Raw genomic sequence first — 19,548 nt, 5'->3', positions numbered from 1 at the left:
AAGATATCCCCGTCCGCATCCAAACGTTCTTCGTTTGTGGGGGATCATAGAGACGAATTCCGGGAAGAAATGCAGCAAGGCGTCACAATGCGCAGCGACAATCCGCGATCCGAGTTCACAGCCCGATATCTGATCGAGACCGTCGATAGTCTCGAGAGGGCGGCGGAAATCGTCGCAGGAGAGCAGTCAAGCGGGACGTTTCTCTCGTTGCCTGGCGAAACGGACGAGCTGAAGAAGCGGTCGCGCGCACGGGTACTTGGGGTGACCGAGTTGCCATCCGCCGACGCCCCGACATTGCGCAGTGCGTTCTCGGAGCGGAGGCAGAGACCAAAGGCGTTTCGGCGCGGCGAGATCGAAATTGCGTTTCCTGTTGATAACGTGGGTCGCAATATTCCAACGCTCTTGGCGACTGTTGCGGGCAATCTATTCGAACTCGGCGAAATCACGGGGCTTCGGCTGCTCGACATCGACCTTCCGCTCGAGTACGCCGCAAGCTTTCCAGGTCCCAAGTTCGGTGTCGAAGGGACTCGACGCTTAGCCGGTATCTTTGAGCGCCCGCTGATCGGTACGATCTTGAAGCCAAGTATCGGTATGTCTCCATCCGAGACCGCGTCGCTGGTCGATAAGATCTGCGAAGCCGGAATCGACTTTCTCAAGGATGACGAGCTAATCGCCGATCCGCCTTACGCGCCTTTCGAGGAGCGCTTGAAGGCGGTCTTTCCCGTGATCGAGAGGCATGCCGACCGGTTGGGTCGAAAGCCCATGTACGCGATCAACATCAGTGGTTCGATCGACGACATGCGGCGTCGCCATGACTTGGTGCTACAGGCTGGCGGAACGTGCGTCATGGTGAGCGTCAATTGGTGCGGCTTCTCTGCGATCGAACATCTGCGGACCTATACAGATCTGCCGATCCATGGTCACCGCAATGGATGGGGCTTATTTACCCGTCATCCCTGGCTCGGCTTCGATTTCTTGGCATTTCAAAAGCTGTGGCGACTGGCTGGTGTCGATCATCTGCACGTGAATGGCCTGAGGAGTAAGTTCTGGGAGCCGGATGATTCCGTGATTTTGTCCGCAAGCTCATGTTTGGCTGAGTTTTCAGGTGTCAAACCGATGATGCCGGTCTTCTCTTCAGGACAATGGGCCGGACAAGCCGGAGACACATTCGAGCGTCTCGGAAGCGTAGACCTCATGCATCTCGCCGGCGGCGGCATCATGGGGCATCCCGGCGGTATCGCGGACGGCGTCATGAGCTTGCGAGAAGCTTGGGAGGCGGCGGTCCAGGGTATACCCGCAGCCGAGTACGCAAAGTCACATGCGCCGCTTCAGCTCGCGCTGTCCAAGTTCGGAGGCCCGAGGTGACGCAATCTCGCTATCGGTTGGTATTCTACGGTGATGATTTCACTGGGTCGACAGATGCGCTTGAGGTCGTAGCATTTGCTGGGCTGCGTGCTGCTCTCTTTCTTCGTCCGCCGAGCCCCGAAGTTTTAGATCACTTCCGGGACATTGACGTTGTCGGCCTCGCTGGAGTGAGCCGCGGCATGTCGCCCCCGGAGATGACCGAACATCTCGAGAAGGATCTGCGGTACCTTGCATCGCTTCGCGCGCCGATCGTTCATTACAAGGTGTGCTCGACCTTCGACAGTTCGCCGGAGATTGGCAGCATCGGTCGCGTGATCGAAATTGCAAAATCGATCTTTGGCGATCCAGTTCCCATCGTTGGCGGCACGCCCTCGCTTCAAAGATATTGCACTTTTGGAAACCTGTTTGCACGGTCGGGAACTGACGGGAATGTCTATCGCATCGACAGACATCCGGTCATGAGTGTTCACCCAGTGACGCCAATGCACGAAGGCGATCTGGCGGTCCACATCGGACGGCAGGCGGCGCTCAGGATCGAAAAGCTGACATGCCCCTTCTTAGACCAGGGCTATGAAGCAGCAGCCCGGCGGTTCAAGGATTTGGCAGAGGGGGCCGACGCGATCCTGCTCGACTCGGCCAACGATTCACAACTTACCCATGTTGGTCGCCTCCTCATTGATTGGGCGGGAGTGAGTGGAAGCGCATTCGTCGTAGGCCCGTCGGGCGTGGAGTACGCCCTGACGCAATGGTGGCGGCAGGCGGGTGTTATCCCCGAGCCTTCTAACACCTACGGCGGACCGGCTGCGATCGATCAAGTCCTGGCCGTGTCGGGCAGTGCTTCCCCGGTGACGGCATTGCAGATCGATGCCGCTGTTCGGGCCGGATTTGCCGAGGTGCCTCTCGACGCTGCCGCTCTGCTTGATGACGGCCAGCACATAGCAGCCGCGAGGCGAGTCGTCGGACGTACCCTCTCGCTGCTCAAGGAAGGACGCAGCGTCATTTTGCATACAGCCCGTGGTCCCGATGACCCCCGGATCGGAAAGATGATCGATCTGCTCGTAAGCGGCGGGATGTCTCGCCAGTTCGCCAAGCATGAAGGTGGTCGAAACCTTGGTCGGAAGATTGGTCAACTCGTCCGTGATATCCTACAGGAGGTGCCCCTAAAGAGGTTGTTGTTGTCCGGTGGTGACACGTCGAGCCAGGTCGCACAGCTCTTGGACATTGATGCGCTTGAGATCGAATCCCGCCTAAGCCCTGGCGTCCCACTTTGCCGGGCCAGATCGGTCCGCGGTCGCCTCGATGGACTTCAGATCGCCTTCAAGGGTGGTCAACTTGGCGACGAAGAGTTCTTCAAACGCGGGTGGCGGGGCCGGTCTTAATCAAAAACGAACCAGGGAGAATAGCGATGCGCGCCCCAACGATGGCTTCAGGCGACGTGATTATGCACGATAGTCATGGCAGTGCGATCTCGCATGCGCCGTTTGGGGGGGGCGTAGAGAGTTCGCGCCAGAGCGTTTTGCATGCGATCGCAGACGGCGCCGACAAATTGCTCGGCCGCATCCTTGAAGTCTGCGTCACCGTACTGCTGACGGCCGAGATTCTGCTGCTGTTTGCGGGAGTCTTAGCACGTTACGTCTTCCTCAAGCCCATCATTTGGTCGGACGAGCTGGCTTCTATGCTGTTTCTCTGGCTCGTGATGCTGGGCTCCGCGATTGCATTGCGACGCGGCGAGCACATGAGAATGACGGCTCTGTTCGCATTCGTGTCTCCTCGGGCGCGAGCTCATCTGGACGCGATCGCGTTGGCAGCCTCGCTGGGCCTGGTCGTCCTGCTGTTTCCGGCCACACTTGAGTACGCAATCGAGGAGGCCATCGTTAGAACCCCCGCGATGGATATCTCAAACGCGTGGCGAGCGTCCGCCGCTCCCGTCGGTTTTGGCTTGATGGGCTTATTTGCCTTCCTTCGCCTCGTGCGCCTCGGTGATGCAAGACAGGTTCTGACAGCGCTCGCCATTGTCGCGCTGTTGGTAGGGATATTTTGGCTTCTCAAGCCGCTCTTTGCGCCGCTCGGCAACATAAATCTCGTAATCTTCTTCGTCGTTGTCGTTGCCTGCACCGTCTTTACAGGCGTTCCGATCGCCTTTGCGTTCGGTTTGGCGACGTTCGGTTATCTCATGCTTACGACCAGGACCCCGCCGCTGATCATCGTGGGCCGTATCGACGAAGGTGTCAGCCACCTCATCCTGCTTTCAGTGCCCCTGTTCGTTTTTCTTGGTCAACTGATCGAAATGACGGGCATGGCGCGGGCCATGGTTGCGTTCCTCGCGAGCCTGTTGGGTCATGTGCGCGGCGGCCTCTTGTACGTGCTAGTTGGAGCGATGTACCTCGTCTCGGGAATCTCCGGATCAAAGGCCGCAGACATGGCCGCGGTGGCGCCCGTCCTGTTCCCGGAAATGCAGCGCCGAGGTGCGAAAGAAGGAGATCTCGTCGCGCTGCTGGCCGCGACAGGTGCTCAAACCGAGACGATTCCGCCGAGTATAGTTCTCATCACCATCGGCTCGGTTACCGGCGTCTCCATTGCGGCTCTATTCACGGGCGGACTTCTTCCCGGCGTTATTCTGGCGATTACCCTTTGCTGTGTCATTGCATGGAGATACCGCAAGGAGGATCTTAGCCTTGCTCGTCGCGCCTCCGCCAAGGAAATTGGAAAGGCATTTCTGATAGCGGTACCGGCCATCGCCCTGCCTTTTGTTATTCGATCAGCAGTGATCGAAGGCGTGGCGACGGCGACCGAAGTCTCTACGATCGGAATCTTCTATTCGATTGTAGTTGGCGCTCTATTCTACAGGAAATTCGATTGGCGGAGGATCAAACCGATGCTGGTCGAGACCGCAAGTCTTTCTGGCGCGATTCTCTTTATCATCGGCACTGCGACTTCGATGGCTTGGAGCCTGACCCAATCAGGCTTCTCTCGCTCGCTCGCTGTGGCGATGAAGCAGTTGCCTGGTGGATCGACGAGCTTCATGGCGGTGTCCATTGTGGCCTTCGTAGTGCTTGGCAGTGTCCTTGAGGGAATTCCGGCCATTGTTCTCTTCGGCCCGTTGCTTTTCCCGATAGCTCAAGCGTTGGGGATCGATCTCGTTCACTATTCGATGGTCGTCATTTTGGCGATGGGGATCGGCCTTTTCGCGCCGCCTTTCGGCGTCGGTTACTACGCCGCATGCGCAATCAGTCGGGTGAATCCAGACACTGGAATGCGACCCATCCTCGGCTACATGTTGGCTCTGCTGGTTGGGCTGGTGATCGTGGCGTCAGTTCCGTGGATCTCGACGGGGTTCTTGTGAAGCTGACGCTCCGCAACGGGTGGCGTCGAGCTCTGCAACTTAAACAATGGAGGAAACAATGAGGAAGATTGATCGCAGAACGTTCTTGCAGACAGCAACCTCGGTAGCGCTGGCGGCTGGAGCCGGACTATCTGTGAGGCCTGCCCGGGCGGCAGAATTTCAGCTCCGATGGGGATTCAACCTGGCCGAGTCGCATCCGATCACCGCGCGTGCGCGGGAAGCTGCCGAGCGCGTGCTGTCTGAAACGAAGGGGCGGGTGGAAATCAATGTGTTTCCTAACAATCAGCTCGGGGGCGACACGGACATGCTGTCGCAGCTGCGCGCCGGCGGCCTAGATTTGTTTCTCAATTCTGGGATCAACGTGCTCTCGACGATCGTGCCATCCGCGTCGATCTACGGTTTGGGATTTATCTTTCCCGACTACGACGCCGTTTGGAAGGCGATGGACGGACAACTCGGCGACGCATTGCGAACCGCGATCGGCAAGGCGAACCTCGTGCCGATGGCCAAGATGTGGGACAATGGCTTCCGCAACATTACGACAAGCTCGAAGCAGATCAATACGCCGGCCGACTTGAAGGGCGTTAAAATTCGCGTGCCGGTCGGTGCACTGTGGACATCCATGTTCCAGGCCTTTGGCGCCGCACCGACGGCGATCAACTACAGTGAATTGTACTCTGCGCTTCAGACCAAGATTGTCGACGGTCAGGAAAACTCTCTCGCCAACATCTTTACGGCGAACCTTTACGAAGTGCAGAAGTACTGCGCGCTGACCGGTCACATGTGGGATGCCTTCTTCTGCGTGGCCAATAAGCGAAACTGGGAAGCCATCCCTCAGGATCTCCGCGCAATCGTCGCCACGGCAATCAATGACGCCGCAATGGCGGAGAGGAAGGACATGGCTGCGCTTGCCACGACATTGCGCGGTGATCTGGCCAAGAAGGGTCTGACCTTCAACGAACCCGACGTCGGCGCATTCCGAGATGCACTTCGCACGGCCGGCTTCTACAAGGAATGGCGGGCCAAATACGGCGAGGAACTCTGGACGATGCTTGAGAGCACCGCGGGAAAGCTAACCTGAAGACGACAAAATCGGGAGTTAAATAGACATGAGATTGGACAAGAGAGTGGCGCTCGTCACTGGAGGGGCACGCGGTATCGGATTTGCGATCTCGAAGGCGCTGGCGCGGGAGGGTGCGCGCATCGTGATCGCAGATCTCAACCTTGAGGGTGCGAAGACAGCGGCAGCTGCTCTCGAAAATGCCAACCGAGATCACGTAGGCCTGCGTGTGGACGTGGCAGACCAACGATCTGTAGGCGAGTTAATGGACGGAATGGTCGGTCGCTGTGGGGGAATTGATATCCTGATCAACAATGCCGGAATCGGTGGCAATACACCCTTCCTCGACATCAAGCTCGAGGATTGGCAGCGAATGATCTCAATCAATTTGACCGGGGCGTTCATCGTGGCGCAATCCGTGTCGCGCCAGATGGTTAAGCAAGGGCGTGGCGGCAAGATCATTAATATCGCCTCGCTCTCGGGGCAGCGGGGCGGGAATGGACGCGGGGCATATGGCGCTGCCAAGGCCGGCCTCGAGTTGCTGACCAAAGTCATGGCGGTCGAACTTGCTCAGCACCGCATCAACGTCAACAATATCGCTCCGGGAGCGATTGAAACCGAGATGGCGAAGACGGCGCACGATCCGGCGACGCGCCGAGCCTATGAATACCTCATTCCGATGGGCCGCTACGGAACCCCGGAAGAAATCGCTGACGCGGCGGTCTTCCTGTCATCGGACGAGAGCAGGTATGTCCACGGTCATACCTTGAACGTCGACGGCGGCTTCCGTGAAGCTGGTCTGATGTTCGGACCAGACAAAACACCGCCTCGTTAGCGTCCCTGGAACAGGCTTGCTTTGTCGAGGGAAGGTTAGTCAGGTGCGCCGAAGTCGCCGAGCTAAAATCGTAGCAACCGTTGGGCCAGCCTGCTGCGAGCCAAAAATGCTGCGGACGTTGTTCGAGGCGGGGGTCGATACCTTTCGCCTTAACTTCAGTCACGGGGCAAGGGAGGATCATGCCGCTGTTCACGCAGCAATACGCGCGCTCGAAGCTGAAATCGGAAGACCGGTTGGCATTTTGCTGGACCTCCAGGGGCCGAAGATCCGGATCGGCACATTGCGAGACGGGAGCTTGACTATAGCGGCGGGCGAAACCATCCGCTTCGTTCAAGAAGGCGCCGATCGCGATCGGGATGCCATCCCGTTACCGCACCCGGAGGTGTTTGCAGCGGCCGCTCCAGGGCACGATCTCCTAATCGACGATGGTCGGCTGTGCCTTCGCGTCAAAACACTGTTCAGAGACAGTCTCGAAGCTGAGGTCATTGTGGGTGGCAAACTCTCCAACCACAAGGGTGTTAATCTGCCTGGGACAATCTTGGATCTATCTCCGCTTACCGCAAAAGATCGGTCTGACCTGGAATTCGGCCTTCGACTCGGCGTCGATTGGGTTGCGCTATCGTTTGTGCAGCGACCGGGAGATCTCATCGAGGCGAGGGGCCTCATCGGAGAGCGGGCGGGGCTTGTCGCGAAGATCGAGAAGCCGGCTGCTCTCGATCGGATAGACGACATCATCGCCTTGTCCGACGCGGTCATGGTAGCGCGGGGCGATCTGGGCGTGGAAATACCCCATGAAGACGTGCCGGGCCGGCAAAAGGAGCTGGTGCGAGCCTGCCGTCTGGCAGTTAAGCCTGTGATCGTCGCGACCCAAATGCTGGACTCGATGGTGTCCTCGCCGGCGCCAACACGCGCGGAGGCGTCCGATGTCGCCACGGCCATTTACGACGGAGCCGACGCCGTGATGTTGTCAGCCGAGTCCGCCGTCGGCCGGTATCCACGCCAGGCGGTGGAGATGATGGACCGCATCATCCGCAGCACTGAGCGTCACAAAATGTATCGTTCGATCGTCGACGCCTTGCGTCCCGACGAAGAACAAACACCGCCTCACGCAGTGGCCGCCGCTGCCGCTGGCCTAGCATCGGCGATCCATGCGGCGGCAATCGTCGTTTATACATCCGGAGGAACCACCGCTGCGCGGATCGCCCGCCGCCGGCCGGATGTGCCTGTGCTAGCCGTTACTCCGAGTTCGGACACCGCCCGTCGTCTATGTCTACTTTGGGGGACACACAGCGTATTCTCGTCCGACGTGAACAACTACGAGGAAATGGTGTCGCGCGCGGTCTCCACCGCGGTCCGAGAGCGTTTTGCAGAGAGCTTGGACCACGTGGTGATCGTTGCCGGAATTCCATTCGCGCAGGCTGGGACCACGAACAATATCCGCGTCATCGCGGTACCTTGAGCCGTTGAAGCCGCCCGCCTCTGAAGCTGAACGCCGCCGACGAGGTTAGATTCCCTTCAAAGTTGGAAGAAAACCAGCGGAACTCGACCAATAACGGAGCGACAGGTGAGCGATAGCAAGTTGAGAGATGAACTCTGCCGCTTCGGCCGCTCGCTGTTCGAGCGCGGTCTCACACCGGGATCGTCTGGCAATATGAGCGTTATGCTGGATGACGGCGGCTGGCTTGTAACACCCACTAACGCATCACTGGGCTTCCTCGATCCCGATCGGATCACGCGTCTGGACGCACACGGACGTGTTCTATCAGGGGATGCGCCGACGAAGGAAGTCCCTTTACACGCTGCGCTGTACCAAACGCGGAGTACGGCCCGCGCCGTCGTACATCTTCACTCAACTCATTCGGTCGCGCTATCGATGTTGCCGGATGTCGATCCACGCGCCGCCCTGCCGCCAATAACCCCATACTACCTCATGAGATGCGGACGGACCGCTCTGATACCGTACTACAGGCCAGGCGATCCCGCGGTTGCGAAGGCGATCAAGAGGCTCGGTGGGCTTTATTCCTCCGTCTTGCTTGCCAACCATGGTCCTGTCGTTGCGGGCGACACGTTAGAAGCTGCTGTCTTCGCAACCGAAGAATTAGAAGAGAGCGCAAGGCTCTATTTGCTCTTACGCGGTCTCAACCCTCGCTATCTGTCGCCGGACCAGGAACGGGATCTAGCTAAGACATTCAAGCTTTCGTTTCCGGATCACTCCCATTAGCGCTTTTCCCTCGATTGTCGTTCGCCCAACGCCTTTTTCCCCAGAACCTGAAACGTTTCACAAACAACCAGATGGGATTGACGCGGCGGCGTGCGTCCGTTAATGTATGCATTAATAACTGCATTAATGTCAGGTCGATGGGAGGTCTGCGTGTCGAATCTGTTTTCGAAAAACTCACTTATTGCTATTGCAGCAGTCGCGCTTAGCGCGATCGCCGTCCCGCCAGCTCATTCCGCCGACATCGCGGCGGCGCTCAAAGATATCGAAGGTCACCCGGCCCCCGGTCCGAACGGCGAGAAGCCGGTCCTCGCGAGCGACATCAAGCTGACTGCGGAGGAGATCGCGAAAGTAAAGTCGATGAACGCCACTGCCGCCATTGTGATGCACTACACGGCGTCAGATTGGGCCAAGGCTCAGATGGCCGGTCAAAAGGCGGCGCTCGACGAACTCGGTATCAAGATCATCGCCGTTACCGACGCTGGATACAAGGCGGAGCAACAGGTCTCTGACATTGAGACCGTCATGGCGCGCAAGCCGAACGTAATGATATCCGTCCCGGCCGAGCAGAGCGCCACTTCGGCCGCCTACAAACGGGCCGCTGCTGCTGGTATCAAGATCGTCTTTCTCGACCAGACTGGCGCCAGTATGGTGCCAGGAAAAGAATATGTAAGCCTCGTGTCATCGGACAATCGCGGCATGGGAAAGGCGGCCGCGCTACTCATGGCGGAAGCGCTAAACGGCAAGGGTAACATCGGTTTGATCCCCCACGCATCCGACCTGTTCGCCACGAAGGAGCGCTTGGTCGGGTTCAAGGAGGCGATCAAGGCATATCCGGAAATCAAGATTGTGGCGGAGCAGGGTGTCGGGGGACCAGATTTCGCCGGCGAATCCGAGCGTATCGCCTCAGGCATGCTCACCGCTCATCCCGAGTTGAACGGCATCTGGGCAGTCTGGGATGTGCCGACCGAGGGCGTGCTGGCCGCCGCGCGTGCGAGCGGACGCGCCTCCAAGGACTTGGCGATCACGACCTGCGACCTAGGTGTCAATATCGCGATCGACATGGCAAAGAGCGGTTTCGTTCGTGGGACCGGATCGCAACGACCGTATGGTGCGGGGTATGCGGAAGGTATGCTCGCGGGGTATGCGCTGCTTGGCAAGGAAGCGCCAGCTTACGTCGTTCTTCCTGCGCTCGCGGTATCGAAGCGCAACCTTATCGCAGCTTGGCCGAAGTCAAATGGTACCGAGCCTCCTAACGTTGTCACCGCCGCCATGAAGTAGCGCGACAAGAAGCCAATTCGATTTCTCGATGGGAAGACCTGCGTGATGACCAAGGTTGCCGCTGCGGTCGAGATGACTGGAATCAAGAAGTCGTTCGGCGGCCTTAATGTCCTCCGAGGCGTAGAGTTCTCCGTCGATCGCGGCACGGTTCATGCGCTAATGGGAGAAAACGGCGCAGGTAAGTCCACCCTGCTCAAAATTCTTCAAGGGGTAGTTGCGCCGACCGAGGGTTCCATCTCGGTCTTCGGTCGGCCGATGAGCGTCCATAGTCCCGAGATATCTCGTTCTCTCGGGATCGGAATGATCTTTCAAGAGCTGAGCCTCATTCCTTCCCTCACGATCGCGCAGAACATCTTTCTGACGCGAGAGCCACGACGATTCGGCGTCTTCGTGGACGATGGTGCCGCCGCAACAAGGGCCCGGGCTTTGATGTCCGAATTGGGGCTCGATCTTGATCCGAATACCCGGGTCGAGAAGTTGAGCACCGGCCAAATGCAAATGGTGGAAATAGCGAAGGCGATTTCGCAAAATGCGCGGGTGCTCATCATGGACGAGCCCACCTCTGCGCTCAGCGGGTTCGAAGTGGAGCATCTGTTTGGCGTGCTGAAGCGCCTCACTGCAGACGGCGTGGCCATCATCTACGTCTCGCATCGCATGGACGAAATCTATCGGGTCGCTGAGCACGTGACTGTTCTTCGTGATGGCCGCAACGTCGCGACCGCCTCTCTAAAGCAGATGCAAATTCAGGACCTTATCGAGCACATGATCGGCAAACGCGTCGGGGTCTTTGACTGGCGTCCCCGGGCCGTTGATCGCTCTCGGCCTCCGGTCCTCGAGCTGCGCAACGTTTCGGGAACCGAAAAGCCAATCGAGGTCTCCTTCAAAGTGCATGCTGGTGAGGTACTCGGAATCGCGGGCCTGCTCGGATCGGGGCGGAGCGAACTTGCTCGCGTCATGTTCGGTATCGACCAGAAACTCTCCGGCGAGATCAGGGTGAAAGATAGACCCATCGAGATCGATCGGCCACGCGCAGCAATGGACGCGGGCATCGCATTGATACCCGAAAGCCGATCGCGTGAGGGATTGATTGTTGCTCATAGCGTCCGGGCCAACCTCGGTCTCCCGAGGATCGACGATCTCGTTCGAGGGCCTTTGATCGACAATGCTGAGGAAGCAAAGTCGACGGAAAGAATCGTTCACAAACTCAGAATCAAGACTGAGACGGACGCCGTCCCGGTGCGGACCCTCTCTGGAGGCAACCAGCAGAAAGTCGTGCTTGGGAAATGGATGGCCACAAACCCCGATATTCTCATTTTGGACGAGCCTACAGCAGGCATAGACGTCGGAAGCAAATCGGAAATCGTCGAACTGATCCGCGGGTTAGCCGACGAAGGGCGCGCCATTGTCATGATTTCATCTGAGATTGCCGAACTGCTTGCTGTAAGCGACCGCGTCCTCATCATGAGCGACGGCCGTCTCGTCAGAGAAGTAACGAGGGACGAGATATCCAGTTGGATGGAGGACCAGGATCCGTCTGATTCGGACGGTGGAGCGCGCATCGCGAAGGCCGAGCACGGCTTGCAAATGCTGCTTCAAGAAGTTCGGCTCACTGCTCCCGCACGCTGAAAGAGAACGGTACCACGATGACGACAGCGTCCATAGATTCAGCGCGGAACAGGCGGGGTTTGTCATTCATTGGTAACTGGAGGCAGTATGTCGTCTACATCGGCTTCGTCCTCATTTTCGCAGTGTTCGCGGTCGTCTTAAGCGACCGCGGATTTCTGTCGACGAATAATCTACTGAACATCACCCGACAGACGGCGATCATCTCGATCATGGCGATGGCTATGACGTTCGTGCTGTGCGCTGGCGAGATCGATTTGTCGGTAGGAGCAATCGCAGGCCTCGCATCCGTCGTCTCCAGCATTACACTCAGCCGCTACGGGTTGATCCCGAGCGTGCTGGCTGGACTAGCCACGGGCCTCGTCGTGGGAGCGGTGAACGGCGGACTCACTGCCTGGGTCGGTATTCCTTCGTTCCTTGTAACCTTGGGGATGATGGGATTCGCGCGTGGGCTGGGTATGTGGACGAGCGGCACCTCTCCGGTGCCGGTTATAGACGATACGTTCATCGCGATTTTCGGTTCGGGTAACATCGGTCCAGTGCCGGTATTGGTATTTTGGGTGGCTATACTTGGGACCGTTTCTCACATTACCCTGCATAAAACGCCTTTCGGCAGAAAACTTCTGGCGACCGGCGGTGGCGAAACCGCGGCCCGTTACAGCGGCGTCAAGACGCGGACAGTAAAATTCCAGGCGCTTCTTATTACAGCGACCGCGGCATCAATCGCTGGGATGCTCTATGCGGGGCGCCTCCAATCCGGACGTTTCCAGCTGGGAGAGGGGGATGAACTCTCCGTCATTGCGGCGGTCGTTTTGGGCGGTACTAGCCTGTTCGGCGGAGCCGGTACAGTCGTGGGATCGATCGTCGGAGCTCTGCTGATTGGTGTGATCAACAACGGCCTGATCCTGCTGGGTTTGGATTTCAGTCAGCAACTCATGGCCCGCGGCGTCCTGATCGTCTTGGCAGTGGCGCTTGGTCGAAGCCAGCGCTCCTGATCAAGCGAAATCTAGAATTGGAAGGAATGTGCAGATGACCTTGGTGATCGTAACCGGCGGCAGCGGAAAACTGGGCAGGGCCTGCGTCCGTGATCTACTGGATCGCGGTTACAACGTGATCAACGCCGACGTTTCGCCACCGGAGCAGCGCATCTGCCCCTTTGTCGAGGTTGACCTCACCAGCCTGGACCGCACGCTCGAACTACTGTCAGGCATGGATTGGAATCACAATCGTCGTGTCGATGCGATCGTACATCTCGCAGCCATTCCGATGCCGGGCGTCAAGCCCAGCGGAGAGGTTTTCAGAATAAACACGTTGGCCACATACAACGTTTTCGAAGCCGCGCGACGTCTTCACATACGAAACATCGTTTGGGCGTCGAGCGAGACCCTGCTCGGACTCCCGTACGAGACTCCGCCCCCATACTTGCCCTTGGATGAGGACTATCCCGCGCGACCAGAGACCGCCTACTCGCTTTCCAAGGCAGTTGGCGAGGAGTTGGCGCGCCAATTCTGCCGGTGGGATCGCGAAACGAAAATCATCTGCCTCCGGTTCTCGAACGTAATGGATCCGTCCGAATATGCAGACTTCCCTTCATTCGACCCAGAGGTGCGGAAATTCAATCTATTCGGTTACATCGACGCTCGGGACGGAGCGCTGGCCATTCGGTTGTCGCTCGAGTCCGACTTGAAAGGAGCGGAGGTCTTCGTCATAGCAAATCAGGATACAGTCTTTCCGACGCCGAGCGCCGAGCTCGCCGCAAAGTACTTTCCCGGAGTGCCGTTCAAAAGAGCAGTCAAGGGCAACGAAACGCTCCTCTCGATCGATAAGGCGCGTCGGATACTCGGGTACGTTCCGGCGCATAGCTGGCGTGACTCAAAATGAGCAGGGTATTTTCGAAAAGATAACAGCGAGAACCGAGGACCGGAACATACGCGTGTACGGCTGCTGCGTGAACCGGGCTCAGAGCGGCTCACGTGTCTGTCTCCTTGAGGGCACGAACCAGCCAGGACCGGAACGTCGCGATCTTCGGAACGTTCGACCGGGATCGCCGGTAAACGAGACTATGGCATTTTATCCGCTTGCCGGAAGCGCCGAACGGCATGACAAGGCGGCCGTCTTCGAGCTCGCGCTGCACCAGAAGACGGCTTTCCAAACAGACGCCCAGGCCATCCACGGCGGTGCTGATCGCCATGAACGACCGATCGAAGCGAGGACCTCGTTCAAGATCCAATTCCACGTTCTTATCTTCGGCCCAATGCCTCCATCTATAGAGATTGACCTCGGAGTGGATAAGGACGTGCTTCTTTAGGTCGGCTGGTGTTCGAATACGCGAGGCCCCCTTCATCAATTTGGGTGAACATAAGACGACGATCGTCTCGAGAGGGAAGGGATCGACCCCTAGGTACGCCGCAGGAACGAACGTCCCATAGCGAATGTCGATGTCGACCGCATCGCCTCCAAGATCGGCTGCATCGCCCGATGCGTTGAGCCTGAGATCGATCGCTGGATTGAGAGCGCCGAACCTGGACAATCGTGGCATGAGCCATTGGCTGGCAAAGCTCGGAACGGAATGTATCGTGAGGATATCACTCTTGCCCCGTCGCGTAATCGTGTGCGTCGCGGCCTCTATTCGTCCCAACGCCTCCGAGATCTCGTCGGCGTATTTGCTGCCGATGTCCGTCAGCATGACGGCGCGATTGATGCGGTGGAAGAGTTGCACGCCAAGCGATTCTTCGAGCGACCTTATCTGGTGGCTCACTGCCGATGGCGTCAGGCTCAATTCATCCGCAGCACGAAGAAACGATCCGAGGCGAGCCGCGGCCTCAAAAATCTGGATGGCGCGAAGCTGCGGAGTCTCGGACACGTCAAATGAGCCCTATTCATCTAAAAGAGGGTTTAATTCTTTTGTTGCAATTGGACAAGGGGGATACGGTCTCGAACGAAATAGCGGACGAATAACCGCAGAGATCGGAGAAACGCTCAACCCGCTCGCAGCCGAGCGGAGTCTGATTCTGCGTGACGAGTTCGCGAAGCGGAGGACCTGTGGGTCTTTGGCTCGTAGAAAGGACACGGACGTAGAAAACATGACAGGTCAGGGTCACAATATTTCATTGAGCGAACGCGCGCGTCGCATCAGATGCCACGCGCTGCGCATGGGCGAAGTCCAAGGACAGGGGTACATTGCGCAGGCGCTCGACATCGCCGATGTGCTGGCGGCAGCCTATTTTCACGCCATGCGCTATAAGCCGGAAGACCCGGAATGGGATGGCCGCGACCGCTTCCTGCTCTCGAACGGCCACTATGCCATCGCCCTCTATGCGGCGCTAATCGAGGCCGGGATCGTACCGGAAAGCGAACTTGACACGTATGGATTCGACGACAGCCGACTGCCCATGTCTGGAATGGCAAGCTACACGCCGGGAATGGAGATGTCGGGCGGTTCGTTGGGGCTCGGTCTGAGCATCGCGGTCGGCAAGTGTCTGGGTCTCAAGAGAAGGGGCTCCGACAGCCGCGTGTACACGCTCTTCTCCGACGGCGAGCTCGACGAAGGCTCAAAGTGGGAGGCGATGATGTCGGCAGCCCACTTCAGGCTCGATAATCTCATCGCCATCGTGGACGTCAACAATCAGCAGGCCGATGGACCGTCCAAACAGATGATGGGATTCGAGCCGCTCGCTGACAAGGTGCGGGCGTTCGGTTGGTTCGTGCAACGTGTCGACGGTAACGATCTGGAGGCAGTTGTCGGGGCCTTTGATGCGGCGAAGACACACCAAGAACCGCAGCCCCGAATGATTATCGCCGACACTCTGATGGGAAAGGGAGTTCCGTTTCTGGAGGCTCGTGAACCAAACCATTTCATGCGGGTCGATGCGAATGAGTGGAAATTGGCACTAAAGGCGCTCGGCGAAGGGAGGTCAGCATGAAGCCGGAAACGACCAACGCCACGACGGCGCCGAGCAAGCCGCGGCTGACCACCTCCGCGATGATCGCGTCGATCGCAGCCGAGGGTCAGGCGACCAAGCCTGCCCCTTTCGGTCACGCGCTTATCGAGGTCGCCCGCCGACGTCCCGAGATCGTTGGAATGACGGCAGATCTCGGCAAATACACTGATCTCCACGTCTTTGCCAACGAGTTCCCCGACCGCCACTATCAAATGGGCATGGCCGAGCAGCTTCTTTTTGGCAGCGCATCGGGTTTGGCCTCAGAAGGCTTCATTCCGTTCGTCACGACTTACGCCGTCTTCGCGTCACGTCGCGCGTACGATTTCATCCATCAGACGATCGCGGGGGAGAATCGCAACGTCAAAATCGCCTGCGCATTGCCCGGCCTGACCTCCGGCTACGGCCCCAGCCATCAGGCGACAGAAGATCTCGCGCTCCTCCGCGCGATGCCCAACATGACGGTGATCGATCCCTGCGACGCTTTGGAAATCGAGCAGGTGGTGCCGGCTATCGCCGAGCATAAGGGTCCGGTTTACATGAGGCTCCTGCGTGGGCAGGTGCCGCTCGTGCTGGACGAGTACGGTTACGAATTTGAACTCGGCAAAGCGACGCAATTGCGCGATGGGGAAGACATCCTCATCATATCTTCAGGCCTGCTGACGATGCGCGCCCTTGAGGCTGCGAAGCTACTCGCGGCGGATCGCATCAAAGCGGCCGTACTGCATGTTCCCACCATTAAGCCGCTCGACGTCGAAACGATCGTCGCGGCCTGTCGAAAGCCGGGCCGGGCCGTCGTTGTTGCCGAGAACCATTCGGTCATCGGCGGACTGGGCGAAGCCATCGCGACGCTTCTGATGCGCGCGCGCGTATATCCCGTTTTCCACCATATCGGGCTTCCGGATGAATTTCTGGCCGCCGGCGCACTTCCAACGCTTCACGACCGCTACGGAATTTCCGCAAGCGCGATCTCGAATAGCATCAAGTCATGGCTTTGATTGAGGACGACATGCAACAGCAGAGCTCACCCGCTTCCGCGCCGAAGCAGATCGGCTTCATCGGGCTCGGATCGATGGGCTCCCAGATGGCGCGCAATTTGTGCTCTCGCGGCTTTCGCGTGAAGGGATTCGACGTTCGCGCCGGCGCGCGCGTGGCGTTCGAAGAGAACGGAGGCACGTGGGCCGAGTCCGTGCGCGATGCGGCAACTAGGTCCGAGTTCCTTCTCTTGATGGTGGTCAACGTTGGTCAGGCAGAACAGGTTCTCTTCCAGTCCGGAGCTGTGGACGCATTGCCGGCCGGCGCGACAGTCATCCTGATGGCCACGTGTCCAGCCGCGGAGGTCGAGCAGATCGCCGCTCAGGTTGCGGCGAAGGGACGACGCTTCGTCGACGCTCCGGTATCAGGGGGGGTAGCGGGTGCGGCATCCGCCGGACTCACGATCATGGCCGCATGCAATGACGAGACGTTCGAGCTCGTGAAGCCGATCCTGGACGCGATGGGCGACAAAGTCTTCCACGTCGGCGAACGTGCCGGGCAAGGCGCGTTGGTCAAGACAATCAACCAGCTCCTGTGCGGAGTGCACTTGGCCGCCGCGGGCGAGGCCGTGGCGCTCGGAGCCAAGGCGGGCATCGATCCGCGCATCTTGATTGACATCTTCTCGCAGTCTTCCGCCTCAAGCTGGATGCTGCGGGATCGCGGGGCGCGGATGGTCGCGAACGACCCAAAGGTTACGAGCGCGATCGACATCTTCGTGAAGGATCTCGGAATAGTGCTGGATGCGGGTCTCCGGCTCAAGGCGCCAACTCCCCTTGCATCGGTCGCTCAGCAAATGTTCTTGGCGGTGTCCGGACAGGGAGCGGGACAGATCGACGACAGCCAGGTGGTTCGCGCCTATCGTGCCATGACAGCCGATGCGGGAGCTAGCCAACCATGAGCGTTTTCACTGGACAGTTCGCCGATCTGAAGGAAGTCACCCTTCACTATCTCACGGCAGGACAGGGCGAAGCGCTGGTGCTTCTCCATGGAATTCCGCAGACATCGTTCGAATGGCGCTTCATTCTGCCCAAGCTGGCCGAAAAATACCTCGTTGTCGCCCCGGACCTGAGGGGCCTTGGCGACTCGACGCGTCCCGTGTCCGGGTACGACAAGAAGACGGTCGCCGAAGACGTATGGCAACTAGTCCATGACCATCTCGGCGTAACCCGGTTCCATCTTGTCGGCCATGACTGGGGTGGGCCAGTCGCATTCTCCCTCGCAGCGCATCACCCGGAAGCAGTGTCGCGCCTGGCCATTCTGGACGTCACCATACCCGGTGACGGAGCTGAGATGTCCCAGGGTGGCAGACGCTGGCATCATCCCTTCTATCGCACGCCGGATCTCCCGGAAGCGCTCTGCGCCGGCCGAGAGGAGCTGATGATGAATTGGTTCTTCGAGAACTACGGCCATCGAGCCAACTGCATCTCGGAGGAAGACAAGCAGGAATACTACCGCACCTACAAGAAGTTAGGGGCGTTCCGGGCAATGTTCGCCTATTACCGCGCGTTCGCGCAGGACGCGGCCGATAACCGGGAAGTGCTTGAACGCAACGGCAAACTCACGATGCCGGTGCTCGCTCTTGGGGGAGACAAGGCATTCGGGCGTGGATTGGAGACTTTAGACTCTCTGAAGCGCGTTGCCGCGAACGTACGTGGCGGCATCATTCCCAATTGCGGCCACTGGGTCGCGGAGGAGCAGCCTGAATTCGTCTTGCAGGCTTTGCTGAAGTTCTTCGCCGAGAAGGGTTGAGTAACTCGCTGCGATGCAGCCCGCAGCGCAAGCCGGTCAACAAAGCTGCTAACAAGGAGGAGACTATGAGGAAGCTTTCGCGCCGCGGACTTCTGTTGGGCGGGACGGGCCTGGCGGTGGGCTTTGCAAGTCCATCTATCTTGCGGGCCGAGCCTCAGTTCAAGATGAAGTTCGCCAACATCATGCCAGCGGATCACCCGCTCAATGTTCGAATGAGGGAGGCGAGCGAGACGATACTGAAAGGAACAGACGGGCGGGTCGACATCCAGGTCTTTCCGAACAGTCAGCTTGGCACCGATGCGGACATGCTCAGTCAGCTCAGGTCCGGCGCCCTCGAGTTCTTCGCCTCGTCGGGCCTGATTGTCGCCACCTTGGTTCCCGTAGCCGCCATCACAGGGATAGGTTTTGCGTTCTCGGACTACAAGCAGGTCTGGAATGCCGTGGATGGACCACTTGGAAAGCACATCGTCGCGAGCTTCGCCAAAGCCAACATCGTGGCGTTCGATAAGATGTGGGACAACGGCTTCAGGCAGACGACATCTGCGCGCAGCCCGATCAAAACCCCGGACGATCTCAAAGGGTTCAAGATTCGCGTCCCACCTAGTCCGCTTTGGACCTCGCTGTTCAAGTCGTTGGGAGCATCCCCCACTTCCATCCCGTGGGGAGAGACGTATTCCGCGTTGCAGACGAAGGTCGCGGACGGCCTGGAAAACCCTCTTGCGGGCATCTACTTCGCGAAGATGTACGAAGTCCAAAAGTACCTGTCCGAAACAAACCACATGTGGGATGGATTCTGGTTCTTAACCAACAGGCGATCGTTTGAGGGACTCTCGGCTACCGACCGCGACCTGATCGTTGCTACCGTCAATGACGCGGCCCTCAAGCAGCGGGCCGACGTCGCCGCTCTCAACAATTCATTGCAGGGTGAACTGGCGGCCAAAGGCCTCGAATTCCTCAAGGTAGATGCCTCCGCCTTCCGCACCAAGCTGCAGCAGTCCGGATTCTATGGAGAATGGAAGAGCAAGTATGGCGAGGAGGCCTGGTCTCTATTGGAGGCCGCGAGCGGCAAGCTGAGCTGAGGAGCGTACGATGTCGCCAGCC

At 58.7% G+C, this 19,548-nt stretch carries 17 protein-coding genes; 16 read left to right on the top strand and 1 reads right to left on the bottom strand.

The features are described from left to right. Nucleotides 1–69: 69 nt before the first annotated feature. The 11 genes from HZZ13_RS08480 (at nucleotide 70) to HZZ13_RS08430 (ending at nucleotide 13,606) form a co-directional block, all read left to right on the top strand. Nucleotides 70–1,365: a ribulose-bisphosphate carboxylase large subunit family protein gene (locus HZZ13_RS08480; protein ID WP_311972612.1), complete on the top strand. Its 1,296-nt coding sequence runs from the start codon at nucleotides 70–72 to the stop codon at nucleotides 1,363–1,365. Next, entirely contained in the window at nucleotides 1,362–2,744 is a 1,383-nt protein-coding gene (locus HZZ13_RS08475; protein WP_197959170.1) for a four-carbon acid sugar kinase family protein, read from the top strand. The genes HZZ13_RS08480 and HZZ13_RS08475 overlap by 4 nt, the downstream gene beginning before the upstream one ends. A 62-nt stretch (nucleotides 2,745–2,806) precedes the next feature. Next, on the top strand, nucleotides 2,807–4,708 hold the full coding sequence (locus HZZ13_RS08470) for a TRAP transporter large permease (RefSeq protein WP_376707024.1): 1,902 nt from the start codon (nucleotides 2,807–2,809) through the stop codon (nucleotides 4,706–4,708). 58 nt (nucleotides 4,709–4,766) lie between these two features. Beyond that, nucleotides 4,767–5,789: a TRAP transporter substrate-binding protein gene (locus tag HZZ13_RS08465; protein WP_197959169.1), complete on the top strand. Its 1,023-nt coding sequence runs from the start codon at nucleotides 4,767–4,769 to the stop codon at nucleotides 5,787–5,789. A gap of 28 nt (nucleotides 5,790–5,817) precedes the next feature. Then, the gene (locus HZZ13_RS08460; RefSeq protein ID WP_197959168.1) at nucleotides 5,818–6,603 is read left to right on the top strand and encodes an SDR family NAD(P)-dependent oxidoreductase; all 786 of its coding nucleotides are present in this window, start codon (nucleotides 5,818–5,820) and stop codon (nucleotides 6,601–6,603) included. A gap of 43 nt (nucleotides 6,604–6,646) precedes the next feature. After that, nucleotides 6,647–8,062 (top strand): pyruvate kinase, encoded by a 1,416-nt coding sequence (gene pyk, locus HZZ13_RS08455; protein ID WP_197959167.1) that lies wholly within the window; start codon nucleotides 6,647–6,649, stop codon nucleotides 8,060–8,062. A gap of 105 nt (nucleotides 8,063–8,167) precedes the next feature. Further along, nucleotides 8,168–8,824 (top strand): 3-oxo-tetronate 4-phosphate decarboxylase, encoded by a 657-nt coding sequence (gene otnC / locus HZZ13_RS08450; RefSeq protein WP_197959166.1) that lies wholly within the window; start codon nucleotides 8,168–8,170, stop codon nucleotides 8,822–8,824. A 150-nt stretch (nucleotides 8,825–8,974) separates the two neighbouring features. Continuing rightward, complete coding sequence (locus HZZ13_RS08445) at nucleotides 8,975–10,102, top strand: substrate-binding domain-containing protein (protein ID WP_311972611.1); 1,128 nt, start codon at nucleotides 8,975–8,977, stop codon at nucleotides 10,100–10,102. 45 nt (nucleotides 10,103–10,147) lie between these two features. Continuing rightward, nucleotides 10,148–11,728, top strand: a complete 1,581-nt coding sequence (locus HZZ13_RS08440) for a sugar ABC transporter ATP-binding protein (RefSeq protein ID WP_197959165.1) — start codon at nucleotides 10,148–10,150, stop codon at nucleotides 11,726–11,728. Between the two features lie 17 nt (nucleotides 11,729–11,745). Beyond that, the gene (locus tag HZZ13_RS08435) at nucleotides 11,746–12,720 is read left to right on the top strand and encodes an ABC transporter permease (protein WP_197959164.1); all 975 of its coding nucleotides are present in this window, start codon (nucleotides 11,746–11,748) and stop codon (nucleotides 12,718–12,720) included. A 34-nt stretch (nucleotides 12,721–12,754) separates the two neighbouring features. Continuing rightward, the gene (locus HZZ13_RS08430; RefSeq protein ID WP_197959163.1) at nucleotides 12,755–13,606 is read left to right on the top strand and encodes an NAD-dependent epimerase/dehydratase family protein; all 852 of its coding nucleotides are present in this window, start codon (nucleotides 12,755–12,757) and stop codon (nucleotides 13,604–13,606) included. An 88-nt stretch (nucleotides 13,607–13,694) separates the two neighbouring features. On the opposite strand, the gene gcvA is transcribed toward HZZ13_RS08430, so the two are convergent. Then, entirely contained in the window at nucleotides 13,695–14,588 is an 894-nt protein-coding gene (gcvA, locus tag HZZ13_RS08425; RefSeq protein ID WP_197959162.1) for a transcriptional regulator GcvA, read from the bottom strand. A gap of 220 nt (nucleotides 14,589–14,808) precedes the next feature. Here gcvA and HZZ13_RS08420 point away from each other — a divergent pair, with 220 nt between their 5' ends. The 5 genes from HZZ13_RS08420 (at nucleotide 14,809) to HZZ13_RS08400 (ending at nucleotide 19,526) form a co-directional block, all read left to right on the top strand. After that, complete coding sequence (locus tag HZZ13_RS08420) at nucleotides 14,809–15,648, top strand: transketolase (RefSeq protein WP_197959161.1); 840 nt, start codon at nucleotides 14,809–14,811, stop codon at nucleotides 15,646–15,648. Continuing rightward, nucleotides 15,645–16,661 (top strand): transketolase family protein, encoded by a 1,017-nt coding sequence (locus HZZ13_RS08415; protein WP_197959160.1) that lies wholly within the window; start codon nucleotides 15,645–15,647, stop codon nucleotides 16,659–16,661. The genes HZZ13_RS08420 and HZZ13_RS08415 overlap by 4 nt, the downstream gene beginning before the upstream one ends. Next, nucleotides 16,652–17,596, top strand: coding sequence for an NAD(P)-dependent oxidoreductase (locus HZZ13_RS08410; protein ID WP_246504340.1), 945 nt, complete (start codon nucleotides 16,652–16,654; stop codon nucleotides 17,594–17,596). Before HZZ13_RS08415 ends, HZZ13_RS08410 begins: the two co-directional genes overlap by 10 nt. Further along, on the top strand, nucleotides 17,593–18,447 hold the full coding sequence (locus tag HZZ13_RS08405) for an alpha/beta fold hydrolase (protein WP_197959159.1): 855 nt from the start codon (nucleotides 17,593–17,595) through the stop codon (nucleotides 18,445–18,447). Before HZZ13_RS08410 ends, HZZ13_RS08405 begins: the two co-directional genes overlap by 4 nt. 65 nt (nucleotides 18,448–18,512) lie before the next feature. After that, nucleotides 18,513–19,526 carry a TRAP transporter substrate-binding protein gene (locus HZZ13_RS08400; protein ID WP_197959158.1) on the top strand — a complete coding sequence of 338 codons (1,014 nt, stop codon included), beginning with the start codon at nucleotides 18,513–18,515 and terminating at the stop codon, nucleotides 19,524–19,526. Nucleotides 19,527–19,548: the final 22 nt, after the last annotated feature.

It is taken from the genome of Bradyrhizobium agreste (assembly GCF_016031625.1).
Classification (GTDB): domain Bacteria; phylum Pseudomonadota; class Alphaproteobacteria; order Rhizobiales; family Xanthobacteraceae; genus Bradyrhizobium; species Bradyrhizobium agreste.
Note: the sequence above shows the minus strand (reverse complement) of the source record. Positions and strands in the feature narration are given on the sequence as shown.